This is a genomic window from Amycolatopsis sp. NPDC051372, from assembly GCF_040682095.1.
Taxonomy (GTDB): domain Bacteria; phylum Actinomycetota; class Actinomycetes; order Mycobacteriales; family Pseudonocardiaceae; genus Amycolatopsis.
Genome location: NZ_JBFBAF010000021.1, coordinates 69,295 through 84,690, shown reverse-complemented (window position 1 = coordinate 84,690; position 15,396 = coordinate 69,295). Strand labels below are relative to the sequence as shown.

At 68.5% G+C, this 15,396-nt stretch carries 18 protein-coding genes and 1 pseudogene; 10 read left to right on the top strand and 9 right to left on the bottom strand.

All coding sequences use genetic code 11. The features are described from left to right. Positions 1 to 110 precede the first annotated feature (110 nt). The gene (locus AB0M56_RS29410) at positions 111 to 671 is read left to right on the top strand and encodes a DUF4232 domain-containing protein (protein ID WP_364181619.1); all 561 of its coding nucleotides are present in this window, start codon (positions 111 to 113) and stop codon (positions 669 to 671) included. 72 nt (positions 672 to 743) lie between these two features. On the opposite strand, the gene AB0M56_RS29405 is transcribed toward AB0M56_RS29410, so the two are convergent. The 6 genes and pseudogenes from AB0M56_RS29405 to AB0M56_RS29380 form a co-directional block, all read right to left on the bottom strand. After that, positions 744 to 1,628 carry an aldehyde dehydrogenase family protein gene (locus AB0M56_RS29405; RefSeq protein WP_364181617.1) on the bottom strand — a complete coding sequence of 295 codons (885 nt, stop codon included), beginning with the start codon at positions 1,626 to 1,628 and terminating at the stop codon, positions 744 to 746. Continuing rightward, positions 1,621 to 3,054: an aldehyde dehydrogenase family protein gene (locus tag AB0M56_RS29400; protein ID WP_220246249.1), complete on the bottom strand. Its 1,434-nt coding sequence runs from the start codon at positions 3,052 to 3,054 to the stop codon at positions 1,621 to 1,623. The genes AB0M56_RS29405 and AB0M56_RS29400 overlap by 8 nt, the downstream gene beginning before the upstream one ends. Before the next feature lie 2 nt (positions 3,055 to 3,056). Continuing rightward, a complete protein-coding gene (gene deoC, locus AB0M56_RS29395; protein WP_360597305.1) occupies positions 3,057 to 4,031 on the bottom strand; it encodes a deoxyribose-phosphate aldolase in 975 nt (324 codons plus the stop codon). 57 nt (positions 4,032 to 4,088) lie between these two features. Then, the gene (locus AB0M56_RS29390; RefSeq protein ID WP_364181613.1) at positions 4,089 to 4,508 is read right to left on the bottom strand and encodes an Imm1 family immunity protein; all 420 of its coding nucleotides are present in this window, start codon (positions 4,506 to 4,508) and stop codon (positions 4,089 to 4,091) included. Beyond that, positions 4,496 to 5,061, bottom strand: a pseudogene (locus AB0M56_RS29385) (DddA-like double-stranded DNA deaminase toxin). Before AB0M56_RS29385 ends, AB0M56_RS29390 begins: the two are co-directional and overlap by 13 nt. A gap of 185 nt (positions 5,062 to 5,246) precedes the next feature. Next, the gene (locus AB0M56_RS29380) at positions 5,247 to 5,882 is read right to left on the bottom strand and encodes a DUF1707 domain-containing protein (protein ID WP_364181854.1); all 636 of its coding nucleotides are present in this window, start codon (positions 5,880 to 5,882) and stop codon (positions 5,247 to 5,249) included. A gap of 106 nt (positions 5,883 to 5,988) precedes the next feature. Between AB0M56_RS29380 and AB0M56_RS29375 the strand changes: the two genes are divergently transcribed. Further along, positions 5,989 to 6,435 carry a protein tyrosine phosphatase gene (locus AB0M56_RS29375; protein WP_364181611.1) on the top strand — a complete coding sequence of 149 codons (447 nt, stop codon included), beginning with the start codon at positions 5,989 to 5,991 and terminating at the stop codon, positions 6,433 to 6,435. Here AB0M56_RS29375 and AB0M56_RS29370 read toward each other — a convergent pair. Together AB0M56_RS29370 and AB0M56_RS29365 are read right to left on the bottom strand one after the other, a co-directional pair. Beyond that, positions 6,419 to 6,658 carry a DUF397 domain-containing protein gene (locus tag AB0M56_RS29370; RefSeq protein WP_364181608.1) on the bottom strand — a complete coding sequence of 80 codons (240 nt, stop codon included), beginning with the start codon at positions 6,656 to 6,658 and terminating at the stop codon, positions 6,419 to 6,421. The two genes, AB0M56_RS29375 and AB0M56_RS29370, sit on opposite strands and share 17 nt — an antisense overlap. Beyond that, complete coding sequence (locus AB0M56_RS29365) at positions 6,655 to 7,524, bottom strand: helix-turn-helix transcriptional regulator (RefSeq protein ID WP_364181606.1); 870 nt, start codon at positions 7,522 to 7,524, stop codon at positions 6,655 to 6,657. Before AB0M56_RS29365 ends, AB0M56_RS29370 begins: the two co-directional genes overlap by 4 nt. Positions 7,525 to 7,643: 119 nt before the next feature. Here AB0M56_RS29365 and AB0M56_RS29360 point away from each other — a divergent pair, with 119 nt between their 5' ends. The 4 genes from AB0M56_RS29360 (at position 7,644) to AB0M56_RS29345 (ending at position 10,393) form a co-directional block, all read left to right on the top strand. Next, on the top strand, positions 7,644 to 7,844 hold the full coding sequence (locus tag AB0M56_RS29360; RefSeq protein WP_220246255.1) for a hypothetical protein: 201 nt from the start codon (positions 7,644 to 7,646) through the stop codon (positions 7,842 to 7,844). A gap of 17 nt (positions 7,845 to 7,861) precedes the next feature. Beyond that, on the top strand, positions 7,862 to 8,485 hold the full coding sequence (gene upp / locus AB0M56_RS29355; protein WP_220246256.1) for a uracil phosphoribosyltransferase: 624 nt from the start codon (positions 7,862 to 7,864) through the stop codon (positions 8,483 to 8,485). A gap of 115 nt (positions 8,486 to 8,600) precedes the next feature. Continuing rightward, positions 8,601 to 9,140: an RNA polymerase sigma factor gene (locus AB0M56_RS29350; protein ID WP_364181602.1), complete on the top strand. Its 540-nt coding sequence runs from the start codon at positions 8,601 to 8,603 to the stop codon at positions 9,138 to 9,140. Continuing rightward, positions 9,137 to 10,393, top strand: a complete 1,257-nt coding sequence (locus AB0M56_RS29345; protein ID WP_364181600.1) for a hypothetical protein — start codon at positions 9,137 to 9,139, stop codon at positions 10,391 to 10,393. Before AB0M56_RS29350 ends, AB0M56_RS29345 begins: the two co-directional genes overlap by 4 nt. A 31-nt stretch (positions 10,394 to 10,424) precedes the next feature. On the opposite strand, the gene AB0M56_RS29340 is transcribed toward AB0M56_RS29345, so the two are convergent. Further along, positions 10,425 to 11,030, bottom strand: coding sequence for a TetR/AcrR family transcriptional regulator (locus AB0M56_RS29340; protein WP_364181598.1), 606 nt, complete (start codon positions 11,028 to 11,030; stop codon positions 10,425 to 10,427). 203 nt (positions 11,031 to 11,233) lie between these two features. On the opposite strand from AB0M56_RS29340, the gene AB0M56_RS29335 reads away from it, so the two are divergent. The 4 genes from AB0M56_RS29335 (at position 11,234) to AB0M56_RS29320 (ending at position 15,396) form a co-directional block, all read left to right on the top strand. Then, on the top strand, positions 11,234 to 11,635 hold the full coding sequence (locus AB0M56_RS29335) for a MerR family transcriptional regulator (RefSeq protein ID WP_220246259.1): 402 nt from the start codon (positions 11,234 to 11,236) through the stop codon (positions 11,633 to 11,635). Continuing rightward, positions 11,632 to 12,612 carry an aldo/keto reductase gene (locus AB0M56_RS29330; protein WP_364181597.1) on the top strand — a complete coding sequence of 327 codons (981 nt, stop codon included), beginning with the start codon at positions 11,632 to 11,634 and terminating at the stop codon, positions 12,610 to 12,612. The genes AB0M56_RS29335 and AB0M56_RS29330 overlap by 4 nt, the downstream gene beginning before the upstream one ends. Positions 12,613 to 12,677: 65 nt before the next feature. Then, entirely contained in the window at positions 12,678 to 13,679 is a 1,002-nt protein-coding gene (locus AB0M56_RS29325) for an aldo/keto reductase (RefSeq protein ID WP_364181594.1), read from the top strand. Positions 13,680 to 13,842: 163 nt separating this feature from the next. After that, positions 13,843 to 15,396, top strand: coding sequence for an NAD(P)-binding domain-containing protein (locus AB0M56_RS29320; RefSeq protein ID WP_364181591.1), 1,554 nt, complete (start codon positions 13,843 to 13,845; stop codon positions 15,394 to 15,396).

The following is a 15,396-nucleotide window of genomic DNA, read 5'->3' as shown; positions in this document are numbered from 1 at the left end:
TGGCGTGGACGTCTTTCCTGGTGAGAGCGACCGAGGGGAATGAATCACCAAAACGGTCGTTCTGCCGGGCGGAAAGGCTGCCCGGGCTTCGAACAAGGGGAGAGTCCGAAATGACCACACGCAAGACCATCAGCCGCGTTGTCGCCGCCGTCGCCGTGGCCGGGATCGCCGCCGGGGCAACGGCTCTGGCCGCCGGGACCGCGAGTGCGGCGCCTGCTTCGTCTGCTTCGTCGGTGCAGGCGTGCACGTCGAACCAGTTCACCTCGAAGCTCGTCTACGGCGGCGCGGGCGCGGGCAACCGCTACGGCGCCCTGCAGTTCACCGCCAACCCGGGCGAGCGCTGCTACCTGCCCGGCAACCTCGAGGTGGACCTCGTCGGCGCGCACAACGTGCTGATCAACAACCAGGCCCCGGCCGACGCGCCCGCCGTGGCGCTCGTCGACGGTTCCTCGGCCTACGTGCCGCTGCACTGGACCGGCATCGAGCCCTACGCCCAGCAGCAGACGCCCAACGGGCTCAACGTCGTGGCGCCGTCCGACTCCAACCAGCACGGTGACTACATCAACCCGAACATCACCGTGGACTGGACCCTCGGCGAGGTCGACGCCGACTCGGTCAGCCACACCATCGACGTCGGCGCGGTGACGCAGGGGCTCGCGCCGACTGCGTGACGGCTCTTGTTTCAGGGGCGGGCGGCACACCAGGGGGTGCCGCCCGCCCCTTTTCCGTTGGTCAGTCCGGGATCAGACGCCCAGCGGGTGCCAGACGGTCTTCGTCTCCAGGTACCGGCGCAGGCGCGAAAGGTCCGGAGTCGGCGTCCAGTCGGGTTCGGCGTCGGGGACCGTGAGCACACGCTTGACCGTGCCCGCGGCCTCGCGCGCCAGCGTGATGCGGTCTTCCGGTGTGGCGCCCGTCGGGTCGAGGGCATTGACGTCACCGTGCGAGGCCAGCCACGGGCCGAGCTCGGCCGCGCGGCCGGTCAGCACGTTGGCGACGCCGCCGGGCAGGTCGGACGTCGCCAGGACCTCCGACAGCGTGATCGCCGGCAGCGGCCGTTCGGCACTCGAGACGACGACGGCCGTGGAACCGCCGGCCAGCACCGGCGCCAGCACGCTTACCAGGCCGAGCAGCGACGACTCCTGCGGCGCGAGCACGCCGACCACGCCCGTGGGCTCGGGCACGGTGAACGAGAAGTACGGCCCCGCAACGGGGTTCGCCGCGCCGAGCACCGACGCGATCTTGTCCGTCCACCCGGCGTACCAGACCCAGCGGTCGATGGCGGCGTCCACAAGGGACTCCGCCTGGCTCGGCGAGACGCCTTCCGACGCGGCGACCTCGCTCACGAACTGCTCGCGCCGGCCCTCCAGCATCTCGGCGACGCGGTAGAGCACCTGGCCGCGGTTGTAGGCCGTGGCGCCCGACCAGCCGGGGAAGGCTTTGCGCGCCGCCACGACGGCATCACGCACGTCCTTGCGCGACGCGTGCGCCGCGTTGGCCAGGAACTTCCCCTGCGGATCGGTGACGGGATAGACCCGGCCCGACTCCGAACGGGGGAAGGCCCCGCCGATGTAGAGCTTGTACGTCTTCGCGACGGATATGCGCGACTCAGACTGCTTTGAATCAGACACTGAGGTAGGCCTCCAGCCCCGTGCGGCCACCCTCGCGGCCGAACCCGGACTCCTGGTAGCCGCCGAACGGCGCGGCGGGGTCGAAGCGGTTGAACGTGTTGGCCCAGACGACGCCGGCCCGGAGCTTGTTCGCCATCCAGAGGATGCGCGAGCCCTTCTCGGTCCAGATGCCGGCCGATAGCCCATACGGCGTGTTGTTGGCCTTCGCGACGGCCTCGTCCGGCGTGCGGAACGTGAGCACCGACAACACTGGCCCGAAGATCTCCTCGCGCGCGATCCGCATCGACTGGTGCACGTCGGAGAACACCGTGGGAGCGAAGAAGAATCCGCGGTCGGGCACCGGGCACGGGCTGGTCCAGCGCTGCGCGCCCTCAGCGTCGCCCGATTCCACGAGCCCGCGGATCTTCGCCAGCTGCTCGGCGGAGTTGATGGCGCCGATGTCGGTGTTCTTGTCGAGCGGGTCGCCCATCCGCAGCGTCGAGACGCGGTAGCGCAGCTTTTCCATGACCTCCTCGGCCACGGATTCCTGCACCAGCAGCCGAGAACCCGCGCAGCAGACGTGGCCCTGATTGAAGAAGATCCCGTTGACGATCCCCTCCACGGCCTGGTCCAGCGGCGCGTCGTCGAACACGACGTTGGCCGCCTTGCCGCCCAGCTCCAGCGTGAGCTTCTTGCGCGTGCCCGCCACCGTGCGCTGGATCAGCTTGCCGACCTCGGTGGAGCCGGTGAACGCGATCTTGTCGACGTCACCGTGTTCGACGATGGCCGCACCGATGTCCCCGGCGCCCGGCAGGATGTTCACGACGCCCGGCGGCAGTTCCGCCTGCTGGCAGATCTCGGCGAACACCAGCGCCGTGAGCGGCGTGGTCTCCGCCGGCTTGAGGACGACGGTGTTGCCGGTGGCCAGCGCGGGCGCGATCTTCCACGCCAGCATCAGCAGCGGGAAGTTCCACGGGATCACCTGACCCGCGACGCCGAGCGGCTTCGGGTTCGGGCCATAGCCGGCGTATTCCAGCTTGTCGGCCCATCCGGCGTGGTAGAAGAAATGCGCGGCGGCCGTCGGGACATCGGAGTCGCGCGATTCCTTGATGGGCTTGCCGTTGTCGAGCGACTCCAGCACGGCCAGCTCGCGCGAGCGCTCCTGGATCAGGCGAGCGATGCGGAAGAGGTACTTCGCGCGTTCGCTGCCCGGCATCTTCGACCAGACGGTGTCGTAGGCTTTGCGCGCCGCGCGCACCGCGGTGTCCACATCGGACACCGACGCCGTGCCGACCTCGGCGAGGATTTCCTCGGTGGCCGGGTTCACCGTCTTGAGCGGCTCGCCCGAACCGTCGACGAACTCGCCGCCGATGAACGGCCGGTAGTGGTCCTTGAGGTTCGCGATGTCGCGCGACTCGGGCGCGGGGGCGTATTCGAAGATGCCCATGGTCAGTCCACCGTCACGTAGTCGGGGCCGCTGTAGTGGCCGTCCACCTGGGTGCGCCGCTGCAGCAGCAGGTCGTTGAGCAGGCTGGACGCGCCGAAGCGGAACAGGTCCGGGGTCAGCCACTGCTCGCCGGCCACCTCGTGCACGGCGACGAGGTACTTGATCGCGTCCTTCGCCGTGCGGATGCCGCCCGCGGGCTTCACGCCGCGCAGCTCGCCGGTCTGCTCGTGCCAGTCGTGCACCGCCTGCAGCATCACGTGGGTTACCGGCAGCGTCGCGGCGGGGGAGACCTTGCCGGTGGACGTCTTGATGAAGTCACCACCCGCCAGCAGCGCGAGCCACGACGCGCGGCGGACGTTGTCGTACGTCGCCAGCTCGCCGGTTTCCAGGATCACCTTCAGATGCGCTTCCCCGCACGCCGCCTTGATCGCGCGGATCTCGTCGAAGACGTCCATGTAGCGGCCCTCGAGGAACGCGCCGCGGTCGATCACCATGTCGACCTCGTCGGCGCCGTACTCCACGGCCAGCCTCGTGTCGGCCAGCTTGACCTCACGGCTGGTGCGCCCGGACGGGAACCCGGTCGCGACGCTCGCCACGTGCACGGCACTGCCCTTGAGCGCGTCGACCGCGGCCTCGACCATGTCGGGGTACACGCACACGGCGGCCACGCGCGGGCAGTCCTGCCGCTCCGGGTCCGGGCGCAGGGCCTTCGCCGCCAGCCCGCGGACCTTGCCGCGTGTGTCGGCGCCTTCCAGCGTGGTCAGGTCGACCATCGAGATGGCGGTGTCGATCGCCCAGCGCTTGGCGTCTTTCTTGATGCTGCGTGTGCCCAAGGCCGCCGCTCGCTGCTCGACCCCGACCTGGTCGACGCCGGGCAGCCCGTGCAGGAACCGCCGCAGGCTCGCCTCGTCGCGAGTCACGTCCGCCAGCGGCGCCGGGGTGTCCGGTGCCGCGTTCGGGCTGGTGGTTGTGGTCATGCCTGTGAGTGTAGGTCGGCCACGTCCTGTGCCGGGTCACTCACGGAAATCTGTGGATTACTCGACGGTGGTCTGCACGACACTGGGCTGTTTCCCGTTCGTGAGGAACTCGTGCAGTCCGCGGCGCACAGTGGCGATGGGCACTTCGGCGTCGGCCGGGACCTCGGAAAGGTTGCCCTGGTAGACGTACTCGACAAACTCGTCGGGGCTGCCGCTGCCACTGGTACTCCCACCCGGCTCGTCGTGGTAGATGATGAAGCCGACCGCCTCGCCGAGGCCCACCTCGAGCACGGGGTAGCCGGTGCGGCCCTTGATGCCGACCTGGATCATCTGGCCGAGCCGGTTGTCCCGCGTTTCGTTGAGCACGCGGTCGAGCAGTTGGTCGAGCGCGGCGGCGGTGCTCACGACGATGGCCGGGTCGCCTTCGGCGAAATCGTTCTCCGGCTGTTGGTCGTACCAGATCTCTAGCTCGACCACTTCTTTCCTCCCCTGAACGTCTTGCGGTAGTTCGGTCCGTGCACGGTGATCGAGTATTCCGTCGGCAGGATGACGGGGAGCAGGCGGTCGCACCCGAGCAGCCCGACGCACGGTCGATTGTTGATCACGAGGTCGAGGTGCCGCATTCCCTGCTCCACCATCCGCACCGCGATTTCATTTCCACGTGTTCGGTGATTGTGGGCCGTCTGGCCGATGAGAGACCCGCCGCTTGCAGCTGGCGCCAGGCTTCCTCGGCATCGTCATCTCTTCCGCTGGCGATCTGCCGGATGACACCCGACTCGTCGATCCAAGTGCCGTGCGTTTTCTTGCCGTCGGGGTTCGGCTTGGGCACAGGGGTGGGGAGACCGGCACGCAATTCCTCGATCTTGCCTGGTGGTAGTCCTTCAGTCGCTGTCGAGGACCCTTTTCCGGAAGCCTCCGGTCGCTCGGACGTCGGCCGTGGCGATTCCGCCTCTCCGATCTTGGCCAGGTAGTCGGTGAGCCGTCGGGCGGTCGAAGCCAGAGTCTGGTTCACACGATCCAGCGATCGCATCGCTTCGGCGAGAAGGCCTACTGCATCGCCGGCGTCCTGGTCGTCGGTGCCTATGACTGCGTCGCGAAGAGCCGCATGAGCGTCCTCGAGCGCTCGTCCGGCGTGGTCGAGGGAGGCGCCTCGGAGTGCGCTGATCGTGGCGGCGACTGCGCGGACAACCTCCTCCACGGACATCGGAACGCGGCTCAGGACTCGATTTGCCGGTTGTCCTTCTTCGCCTTCTTGCGGTACACGACCACGCCGCCCCAAAAGGCGAGGCCGTTGATGGTCAGGGTGGGAGCCGTGGGGGGCGCGGGTGGGGCGCCGGATTTGTCTTCGAGGACGAAGCCGCCCATGAGGCCGAGGCCGGTGACGTCGACGTTGATGTCGTCGGGGACCGTGATCTCGATGCCGCCCATGATGGCGACGGCGGTGATGGTCGACTGTTTGTCGGCGAAGCGGGCGCTGCGGAGGTCGATTTCCGCGCCGCCCCAGAAGGCGACGCTGGTGTGCTGGGGCGGGAGCACCCAGCTGCCCTTGCGGACGGCGCCGGAGAGGACGCCGATCGAGACGTTCGAGCCCGGGTGGCCGCCGATGCGGTTGTCGGGGAGGCCGAGGGCACGGCTGGTGGCCGGCTGCAGGGCCGAAGAGGGCGCTGCGGGCGTGGTCGGCGACGCGCCGATCGGCAGGTCGCGGGTCACGGGCTTCAGCTCGCCGATGGTCTTCGCCGCGTAGACAGTGGAGAGCCGCTCTTCGAGCTCGGTGATCGTGATGCGGCCCTCGGACAGGGCTTGGTGCAGAACCTGCGCGACCTGCTCGCGGTCGGCGTCGGAGGCCCGCATCTGGTCGGGGCTCGGAAGGGCTGCGTCGTCACTCACCCGGGGCAGCCTAGCCCGGTCGGGGTCGCTCGGGGTCCATCCAACGACGGATAAGGGCCAAGATGGGGCGATGGCATCTGCTCTGGTGGGGACCCTCGCACTGCCCGACGGCGCCGTGCTGCGCGGACGTGGCCTCGGCCGGCCGAACCCGGAAGGCCCGGAGCCGACGTATGGCCTGTACCTCGGGTCGGGCCGGCTGCGGCGCAAGTACGACGGTGGGCTCACCTGGGACCACGACTGGATTCGCTGGCCGGACTTCCTGCTGCCGCTGAACTGGGCTGATGCACGGGGCAAGATCCTGGCGCTGCACGCCCGCGCGCTGGCGGGGGAATCGGTGGAGGTGGCTTGCTACGGAGGGGTCGGCCGCACCGGGACGGTCCTCGCTTGTCTTGCCACACTCTCCGGCCTCGGGGCCGACGAAGCCGTGACATGGGTACGCGAGAACCACCACCACCGGGCCGTCGAAACGGCCTGGCAGCGGCAGTGGGTTCGCTGGTTCGCTAGCGCGCGGAGCTGAGGAAGGCGACCCAGGCGCCAGGCGAGACGGTCAGGTGACCACCTGCGCGATCCTTGGTGTCCCGGATCCCGATCTCGACCGGTGAGGTGGCAACTTCGACGCAGTTGGACTGGTCGGTGGTGTAGGAGCTCTTCCGCCAGGCTGCGAACTCGACGCAGTTGGACTGGTTGGTGGTGTAGGAGCTCTTGCGCCACTCGGCCTGAGCGAAGTCGGGGGCGATCATGTTTCATACTCCTCACGTTGAGACGTCTCGCCGATCATATCGGCAATCAGCCGTGCCGAGTCGCCAGTTGACAGCGCTACCGAGCGAACATCACGCCAAGCTGACTTGATCGTGTCGACGAAGTCGTCTTCTTCGAGGAAGCTGTTGGTTCCGCGGGTCTCGACATGCGCGAGTGTTGGTTCGTTGAAGAACTCGAGCAGGACAAACGGCCCTTGTAATCCGGCATGCGCCCTGGTCGCGAAGGGGACAATTTGGAATGTGACGTTCGACCTGCGACCGACGAGCAGGAGGTGGTGGAGCTGGGCGCGCATGGTTTCTTGGTCGCCGATCGGCCGATGAAGGGCCATCTCATCGACCAGAAGATGCACAATGGGCGCGTTGCTCCGGCTGAGAATCAACTGGCGCTTGGCCCGCGCGGCAACAAGGCTTTCGAGCTCTGCTTCTGTGAGCTTCGGGTCGCCGCCGTGAAGTAGGGCGCGGGCGTACTCTGGAATCTGCGCGATGCCAGGGATCAGCAGGGTCTCGTAGTTCTTGATGACCGAAGCCTGCTCCTCGAACCGGATCAGGTCCTTCCACGTTGGTGGCAACTTCCCGTTCACTTCATGCCAGTTGCGCTCCTCGCCACCCCTCACGAGCGCCATGAGCTCTTGCCGCAGATCCGACGGAGCCTGCAGGAAACCCAGGATCGCCGCGACGTCGTCGGGGTACAGGCCACGGTCGCCCGTTTCCATGCGGGAGATCTTGCTCTCCGAGAAGTCCACGCCCTCGGCCACCTGTTTGCAGGTCATTTTGCGCAGCACCCGAAGCCGGCGCAGTTCGCCGGAAACTCTCCGCTGGCGAACGGAAACCCCTTTGTTCTTCGTCATGGGCACACTTTGTCCTCTTGCCACGGTCGGCACGAAAGATCGCTCACCTGAAGGAAGGTTGCGTGCGGTTCTGGCATCGGGAGAACGTTTGGCTCGTGTTCTCGCGGAGGAGGAAACCCATGCGCCAGTCTTGGAAGATCAGTGGATCGTACGCCAACTGGAGGATGATTGTCTGCATCGAGCCGCCGGATGATGCGAACGTGGCGGATGTGCCGGCGTGGCCGTTCGACAAGCTGGCTCCTGTCGTCGGGCATTTCTTCGAGGCGGTGAACTACTACGAGATGAGCCGAGACGCGGACGACACCCGGCAGCTGAGTTAGACGGTAAGTTAGGCGGCATGGATGTGCACGTCGTCGATCACCCGCTGGCCAAGGCCCGCCTGTCCACGATGCGTGACGCGCGGACGGACAGCGCGGCGTTCCGGGCCGCGCTGCACGAGCTGACCGTGATGCTCGTGTACGAAGCCACCCGCGACGTGCCGGTGCGCACCGAGCGGATCCACACGCCCGTCGCGCGCACGGAGGCCTACCGGCTGGCCAGCCCGCCGCTGCTGGTCCCCGTGCTGCGCGCCGGCCTGGGCATGGCCGACGAGGCGCACAAGATGATCCCCGACGCGCAGATGGGGTTCGTCGGGCTCGCGCGCGACGAGGAGACCCTCAAGCCGACGCCCTACCTGGAATCGCTGCCGGAGTCGCTGGCCGACCGGCCCGTGATGGTGCTCGACCCGATGCTCGCGACGGGCGGGTCCATGGAATACACCATCCGGCTGCTCACCGACCGGGGTGCCACGGACGTCACGGCCATCTGCGCCCTGGCCGCCCCCGAAGGTCTGGCGCACCTGGAGAAGACGGGGCTGCCGGTGCGCGTGGTCACCGCGAGCATCGACGAGCGGCTCAACGACTCCGGCTTCATCGTCCCCGGGCTCGGCGACGCGGGAGACCGCCAGTACGGCGCGGTCTGAACCAAGCCGTCTGAATCAAGCCCTCTGAACCAAGCCGTCTGAACCAGCAGAACAACACCCACAACACTTCCGAGGTTCCCGGCCACTTCCCGGTGTGACCATCCAAGGGGCAACCGTGGACGCCGAGCTCTTCGGGCGCGCGGCAGGCGGGGACGAGAGGGCGTTCGGCGAGCTGTTCGAACGCCACGCGCAGGCGGTGTGGAACCACGCCTACCGGCTGACCGGGTCGTGGGCGGTGGCCGAGGACCTGACGTCGAACACGTTCCTGATCGCTTGGCGCAAGCGGGCCGAGCTGAAGCTGATCAGGGACAGCGCGCTGCCGTGGCTGTACACCGTCGCGGGCAATCTCGCCCGCAGGGAGCGCCGTGGAGCCCACCGGCGACTGCGGCTGCTGAGCCGGATCCCGGAACCGCAGCTGGTTTGGGATCACGCTGAAGCCGTCGCGGCCCAGCTCGACGGCGAGGAACGCCTGAAGGCGATCCTTGACGCCGTCTCCCGGTTGCCCAAGGCACAGCGCCAGATCGTGGAGCTGTGTCTGCTGGGCGACGTGCCGACCACCGACGCGGCGGCGCTGCTCGAAGTAGCGGAGGTCACCGTCCGCTCGCACCTGTCCCGGGCGCGAGCCCATTTGCGTGCCCTTCTGGAGGACAAATGATCGACAACCTCCCCCCGCGCCGCGAACTGCCGCCCGAGGTGCGCGACCGCATGCGGCTGCGTGTGCGAGCCGGGCTCGCCGACGCGAGCCGGGCCCCGCGCCGCCGTCCGATGTGGCTGGCGACGGCGGCCGTCGTGGTGCTCGCGGCCGGTGCGGTGTTCGCGACGGGCGTATTGCGCGACGGCGCGAACGGGCCGGTCACGCCCGCCGCGCCGAGCAAGGGGCGTAGCGCCGGGCAGGCGGTGCTCGATCGTTGCTGGAACGCGGCGAAGCCCTACAGCTCCGCCATCACCGATCCGCGGGGCTGGAACATCGAGTTCATCGCCGTCCACGGCGCCGCCACCGTGATCGCCGCGACGATCGGGGACAAGCCGGTGTTCTGCGAGGCGACGGCGACGTCGGTGACCGTCTCGGACCCGGGGGCGAAGCCCGTGCCGGTGCCCGGCACGAACACGAAGGTGCTCCTGCGCACGGCCGACGGCCTGGTCGCGGGGCTGGCGGACCCGTCATGGCAGAGCGTGCAGGCGGTTGCGCCGGGGTCGAACCTGCTGCTCGGCGGACCTCCTGTTTCGACGGTTTCGTCGAAGTCCCGCCAGTTCGCGGTGTTCACCGACGCTGGGCCGGCCGTGCCGGTCGCCCTCGGACCGGTGCTGCCCCTCAGGCCGGTGGACGAGTCCGCTCTCGTGCCGGTCGTCCCGGCGCCGTTGGTGACGACGGTCGATCTCCCGGCGCCGGAGGAGCGGACGTCGGAAGCGGGCAAGTTCCTCGGTGAGTGCCTGGCCGGTTCCCAGCTGCAGGTGCCCGACCGCGACGCCTACGTGGCAGGCGCCTACCTCAGCTGGAACAACCGCGAGTTCGTTGTCGCGCGGCTGGGGCAGCACGTGATCACCTGCTCGGCGCGCCCCTATCCGGGGAGGGTGGGGGACACCTACTACGCGGTCGACCCGACCGGCGGGCAGGGTGAGCTGAAGCCGGTCTCTGGGTTCGGCGCGCTCAGCCCGGTGCTGGCGCCGGTGAAGGAAACGGGTGAGCCCGAGCGACAGGTGTTCGCCGGCGGTGTGCCGCCGAACGTGACGCGGGTTTCGGTCACCTACCCGGGCCGGCAGCCGCAGGACGCGGTGCTGTCGCACGGCACCTTCGCGCTTTGGCACACCGACGCCGACAACTACCCGGATACGGACCCGGGGTCGAAGGTGAAGGCCTACGACGCCGCGGGAAACGTGGTGATCGAGGCGTCGCTCAAGCTGAGCTGACGGCGGCGGCGATCCTCGCCCCTTGTGGCGCTCACGCCGGGTTCGGTCCCTTGAGCCAGCCAGAAGCGTTGGCGCGCAAGGCTTCCTCGTACGCACCGCTCACGCTGAACTCCGGTGGCAGGTTCCCCGACAGCTCCAGCGACACCAGCCCGTGCACGAGTCCCCACGAGCTGACGATGATCACCTCGGGCGCGACGTCCGCGAACTGCCCCGACGCGATCCCGCGCCGGATGGTGTCCTCGAGCGGCTCGAGGGTCGTGCGGGCGAGGCGGTCGGCCTCGGCGTTGGGCTCGAAGCCGGGTACGGAGCGCGTGAACATGATCGCGTACAGGTGCGGATCGGCCTGCGCGCTGGCGCGGTAGGCGACGCCGAGGCGCACCAGATCCGCGACGGCGTCGCCGGTCCGCGCCACAGCGTTCAGCCGCTCGCCGAAGCGGCGGAATCCCTCGACGTACAGCGCGTTGACCAGGTCCGGCTTGCTGCCGAACAGCGAGTACACGGCCGTGGTCGACGTCCCGGCGTCGGCGGCCAGCTTGCGCAGGGACAGTGCCTTCGGGCCGTCGGCGGAGATCAGCTCGCCGGCCCGGTCCAGCAGCTTCAGCCGGAGGGCTTCGTCGTGCGTACGGGGACGGGGCATGCGCTCAGGGTAACGCAACGGTGTTACGGTACGCGACCGTCAGTCGGGTGATGTGGTCGGTCCAGGGTGTCGAGGGATGGGCGTGAGTTCGCGGGCCGGCGCGCATTTCACCGGGGTTGCCCGGCTGACCTGCGCAATCCGGGCATCACCCCACCCGGTCGGGATTTGACCTGGAGCGCACTCCAGGTCGTACTGTCGAGCGTATGAGCTACTCGATAGCGGAAGCCGCACGACGTAGCGGCCTGTCGATCGACACCCTTCGGTACTACGAGCGGATCAAGCTCCTGGACCCGCCGGCCCGCGACGCGGCGGGGCGACGCGCGTATTCGGACGACGATCTGAACTGGCTCGGGTTCCTCACCAAGCTGCGGCTCACCGGCATGCCCATCAAGAGCATGCGCGAGTACGCGTCACTGCGGCGCCACGGCGTCGCGAGCGCCGGGCGCCGCAAGGCGATCCTCGTGGAGCAGCGCCAGTCGGTAGCCGACCGGATCGCCGAGCTCCAGGGGTGCCTGGACATTCTGGATTACAAGATCAGCAACTACGACCAGGTGGAACGCAAGGTCCTCGGCCACGTGTCCGCCATGGAGGAGATCTCCGCGTGATCGCTACGAGGAAACTCGGTGAGCTGGAAGTAAGCGCCCAGGGACTGGGCTGCATGGGAATGAGCCAGGCCTACGGCGTGCGCGACGACGACAGCGAGTCGATCGCCACCGTGCACCGCGCGCTGGAGCTGGGTGTGACGCTGCTGGACACGGCCAACGTGTACGGGGCGGGCGAGAACGAGAAGCTGGTCGGCCGCGCGATCGCGGACCGGCGCGACCAGGTGGTGCTGGCCACCAAGTTCGGCATCGTGTGGAAGGACGGCGGCATGAGCGCGCGCGGCGACGCCGCGTACGTGAAGCAGTGCTGCGACGAGTCGCTGCAGCGCCTGGGCGTCGACCACATCGACCTCTACTACCAGCACCGCGTGGACCCGGACACGCCCGTCGAGGAGACGTGGGGCGCGCTGGCCGACCTTGTGGCTGCCGGAAAGATCCGCTACGCCGGGATTTCCGAGGCGAACGCCGACACGATCCGGCGCGCCCACGCGGTGCACCCGGTCACGGCGCTGCAGAGCGAATGGTCGCTGTGGACGCGGGGCATCGAGGACGAGATCCTCGCGACCTGCCGGGAGCTGGGCATCGGCGTGGTGCCGTTCTCGCCGCTGGGCCGCGGTTTCCTGACCGGAGCCGTGACGTCGGTGAAGGACCTGCCCGAGGACGACATGCGCCGCGGGATGCCGCGCTTCGCCGACGGCAACTTCGAGCGGAACATGGCCATTGTGGACGCTTTGCGCGCGCTGGCCGAGGCGAAGGGCGTGAAGGCCGGGCAGCTCGCGCTCGCGTGGGTGCAGGCGCAAGGCGCCGACGTGGTACCGATTCCGGGCACGAAGCGGCGCAAGTACCTCGAAGAGAACGTCGCCGCGGCGCAGCTGCAGCTGTCCGAAGAGGACATCGCGGCGATCGAGCAGGCGGCTCCGGCCGACGCCGTGGCCGGGGCTCGTTACCCCGAGCGGCTCGCTCGCGCAGCCGGCAAGTAGACCACTTTCGTGAAGGGCCCAAGGGACTTCCGGGGCCCTTCACAGACCGAACGCCAGGAGAAAACATGGCTGGATCGACGCTGCCCGCCCGCCGCCTCGGCACGCTCGAAGTGAGCGCGCAGGGCCTCGGCTGCATGGGGATGAGCGAGTTCTACGGCGAGGGTGACGACACCGAGTCGATCGCCACCATCCACCGCGCGCTGGAGCTGGGGGTGACCCTGCTCGACACTGCGGACATGTACGGCTTGGGGGCCAACGAAGAGCTCGTCGGCCGCGCGATCGCCGACCGGCGCGAGAAGGTCGTGCTCGCCACGAAGTTCGGCTTCGTGCGCGACCGCGAGGACCCGAGCAAGCGCGGGGTGCGCGGCGACGCGGCGTACGTGCGCGAGGCGGTGGAGAACTCGTTGCGGCGCTTGGGCATCGACCACATCGACCTCTACTACCAGCACCGCGTGGACCCGAGCGTGCCCATCGAGGAGACGGTCGGGGCCATGGCCGAGCTGGTGCGGCAGGGCAAGGTGCGCCACCTGGGCCTGTCCGAGGCCGGCGCCGAGACGATCCGCCGCGCCCACGCCGTGCACCCGATCTCGGCCGTGCAGACGGAGTGGTCGCTGTGGTCGCGTGACATCGAGGACGCCGTGGTGCCGACGTGCCGCGAGCTCGGCATCGGCCTGGTGCCGTACTCGCCGCTGGGCCGTGGGTTCCTGACCGGCAAGTTCACCTCCGCCGCCGACTTCGGTGAGGACGACTTCCGCCGCCAGACGCAGCCGCGCTTCGCCGAGGGGAACCTCGAGAAGAACCTCGCGATGGTCGAGGCGCTGCGTGCGCTGGCCGAGCGGAAGGGCGTGACCGCGGGGCAGCTCGCGCTCGCCTGGGTGCAGGCCCAAGGCGACGACGTGGTGCCGATCCCCGGGACGAAGCGGCGCAAGTACCTCGAAGAGAACGTCGGCGCCGTGGCGCTCGAACTGTCCGAAGAGGACATCCGGGCGATCGAGACCGCCGTGCCCGCCGCCGAAGTGGCCGGCCCGCGTTACTCCGAGACGGCGATGAAGCTCCTGTCACGCTGAGCCACCTGACCGTGAAGGGCACCTTGAGGGACGCTGATTCCCGCAAGGGGCCCTTCACGGATTTTCACCCACCCACTGATCGGGATCTCTGAGCCTTTTCTGAGATCTCCGGTTCAGGCTGTCGGCCGTCAGACGATGAAGATCGAGCCTGGAGGCCGGTGTGGTGGACGACGTTCTGGACTATCTGGTGGTCGGCGCGGGGCCCGCGGGCCTGCAGCTCGGCCGGCAGCTCGAACAGGCGGGTCACCGCTATCTCTTGCTCGAAGCCGGCCCCACGCCGGCCACGTTCTTCACGAGGTTCCCGCGTCACCGCACGCTGATCTCGATCAACAAGAAGCACACCGGCTGGACCGACCCGGAGCTCAACCTGCGCGTCGACTGGAATTCACTCCTCGACGACGGCCCGGACCCCCTGCTGTTCACCGACTACAGCGCCGAGCTGTTCCCTCCCGCCGAGGCGTTCGTGCGCTACAACGCCGACTACGCGGCGAAGCACAAAGTCGCCATCCGCTACGACACCCGGGTGACGCGGATCAGCCGTGACGAGGAAAGCGCTCTCTTCACGATCACCGACGGCGACGGGAACATCTACACCACCAAGCGCCTGATCATGGCGACCGGTGTGACCAAGCCGTACATCCCCGACGTTCCGGGCATGGAGCTCGTGGACCAGTACGCCGACTTCGACACCGACCCCGCGCAGTTCACCAACAAGCGCGTGCTCATCCTCGGCAAGGCCAACTCGGCCTTCGAGACCGCCGACAGCATCAACGCGTACGCGGCCGTGCTGCACGTCGCAGGTCCGCGGCCGGTGAAGCTCGCCTGGCGCACGCACTTCGTCGGCCACCTGCGTGCGTTCAACGCCGGCGTGCTCGACATGTACCAGCTCAAGCTGCAGCACGCGATCCTCGACGGCGACGTGCGGGAGATCCGCAAGGACGAAGACGGCTACCACGTGAAGTTCGCCTTCGCCCGCGCCGACGAGGTCGTGAAGGAGATCCGCTACGACCGCGTGATCGCCGCCACCGGCTTCCGCTTCGACGCCTCGATGTTCGACGAGGACTGCCGCCCCGAGCTCACGATCAACGACCGCTTCCCGGCTCAGACGTCGTCGTGGGAGTCGGTGAACGTGCCCGGCCTGTACTTCGCCGGCACGATCACACAGGCTCGCGACTTCAAGAAGGCCACCAGCGGGTTCATCCACGGCTTCCGGTACGGCGTGCGTGCGCTGTCGAAGGTGCTCGACGAGCGCTACCACGACAACGAGTGGCCGCAGACCGTGCTCAAGGCCGAGACCGGCGAGCTGGTCGACGCCGTGCTCAAGCGGATCAATCGCACGTCCGGGCTGTTCCAGCAGTTCGGTTTCCTCGCCGACATCCTCCTCGTCGAGGGTGACCAGGCGCGCTACCTCGAAGAGATGCCGGTGGCCCGCTTCGCCGACACTCCGCTCAACGACGCCGAAAACGCGTTTCTCATCACACTCGACTACGGCCCGGACCACGACAAGGTCGACCCGTTCGACTTCACCGTTAAGCGCGCGAGCCAGGACGTCGCCAACGACAACGGCGAGGGCCACTACCTGCACCCGATCGTCCGCCACTACCGGCGCGGCGAGCTCGTGGCCACCCACCACGTGACGGAGAACCTCGAGAACGAGTGGGACCGCCCCGTGCACGTGGACGCGCTCACGAAGTTCTTCACCGACCAGCTGGCCTGA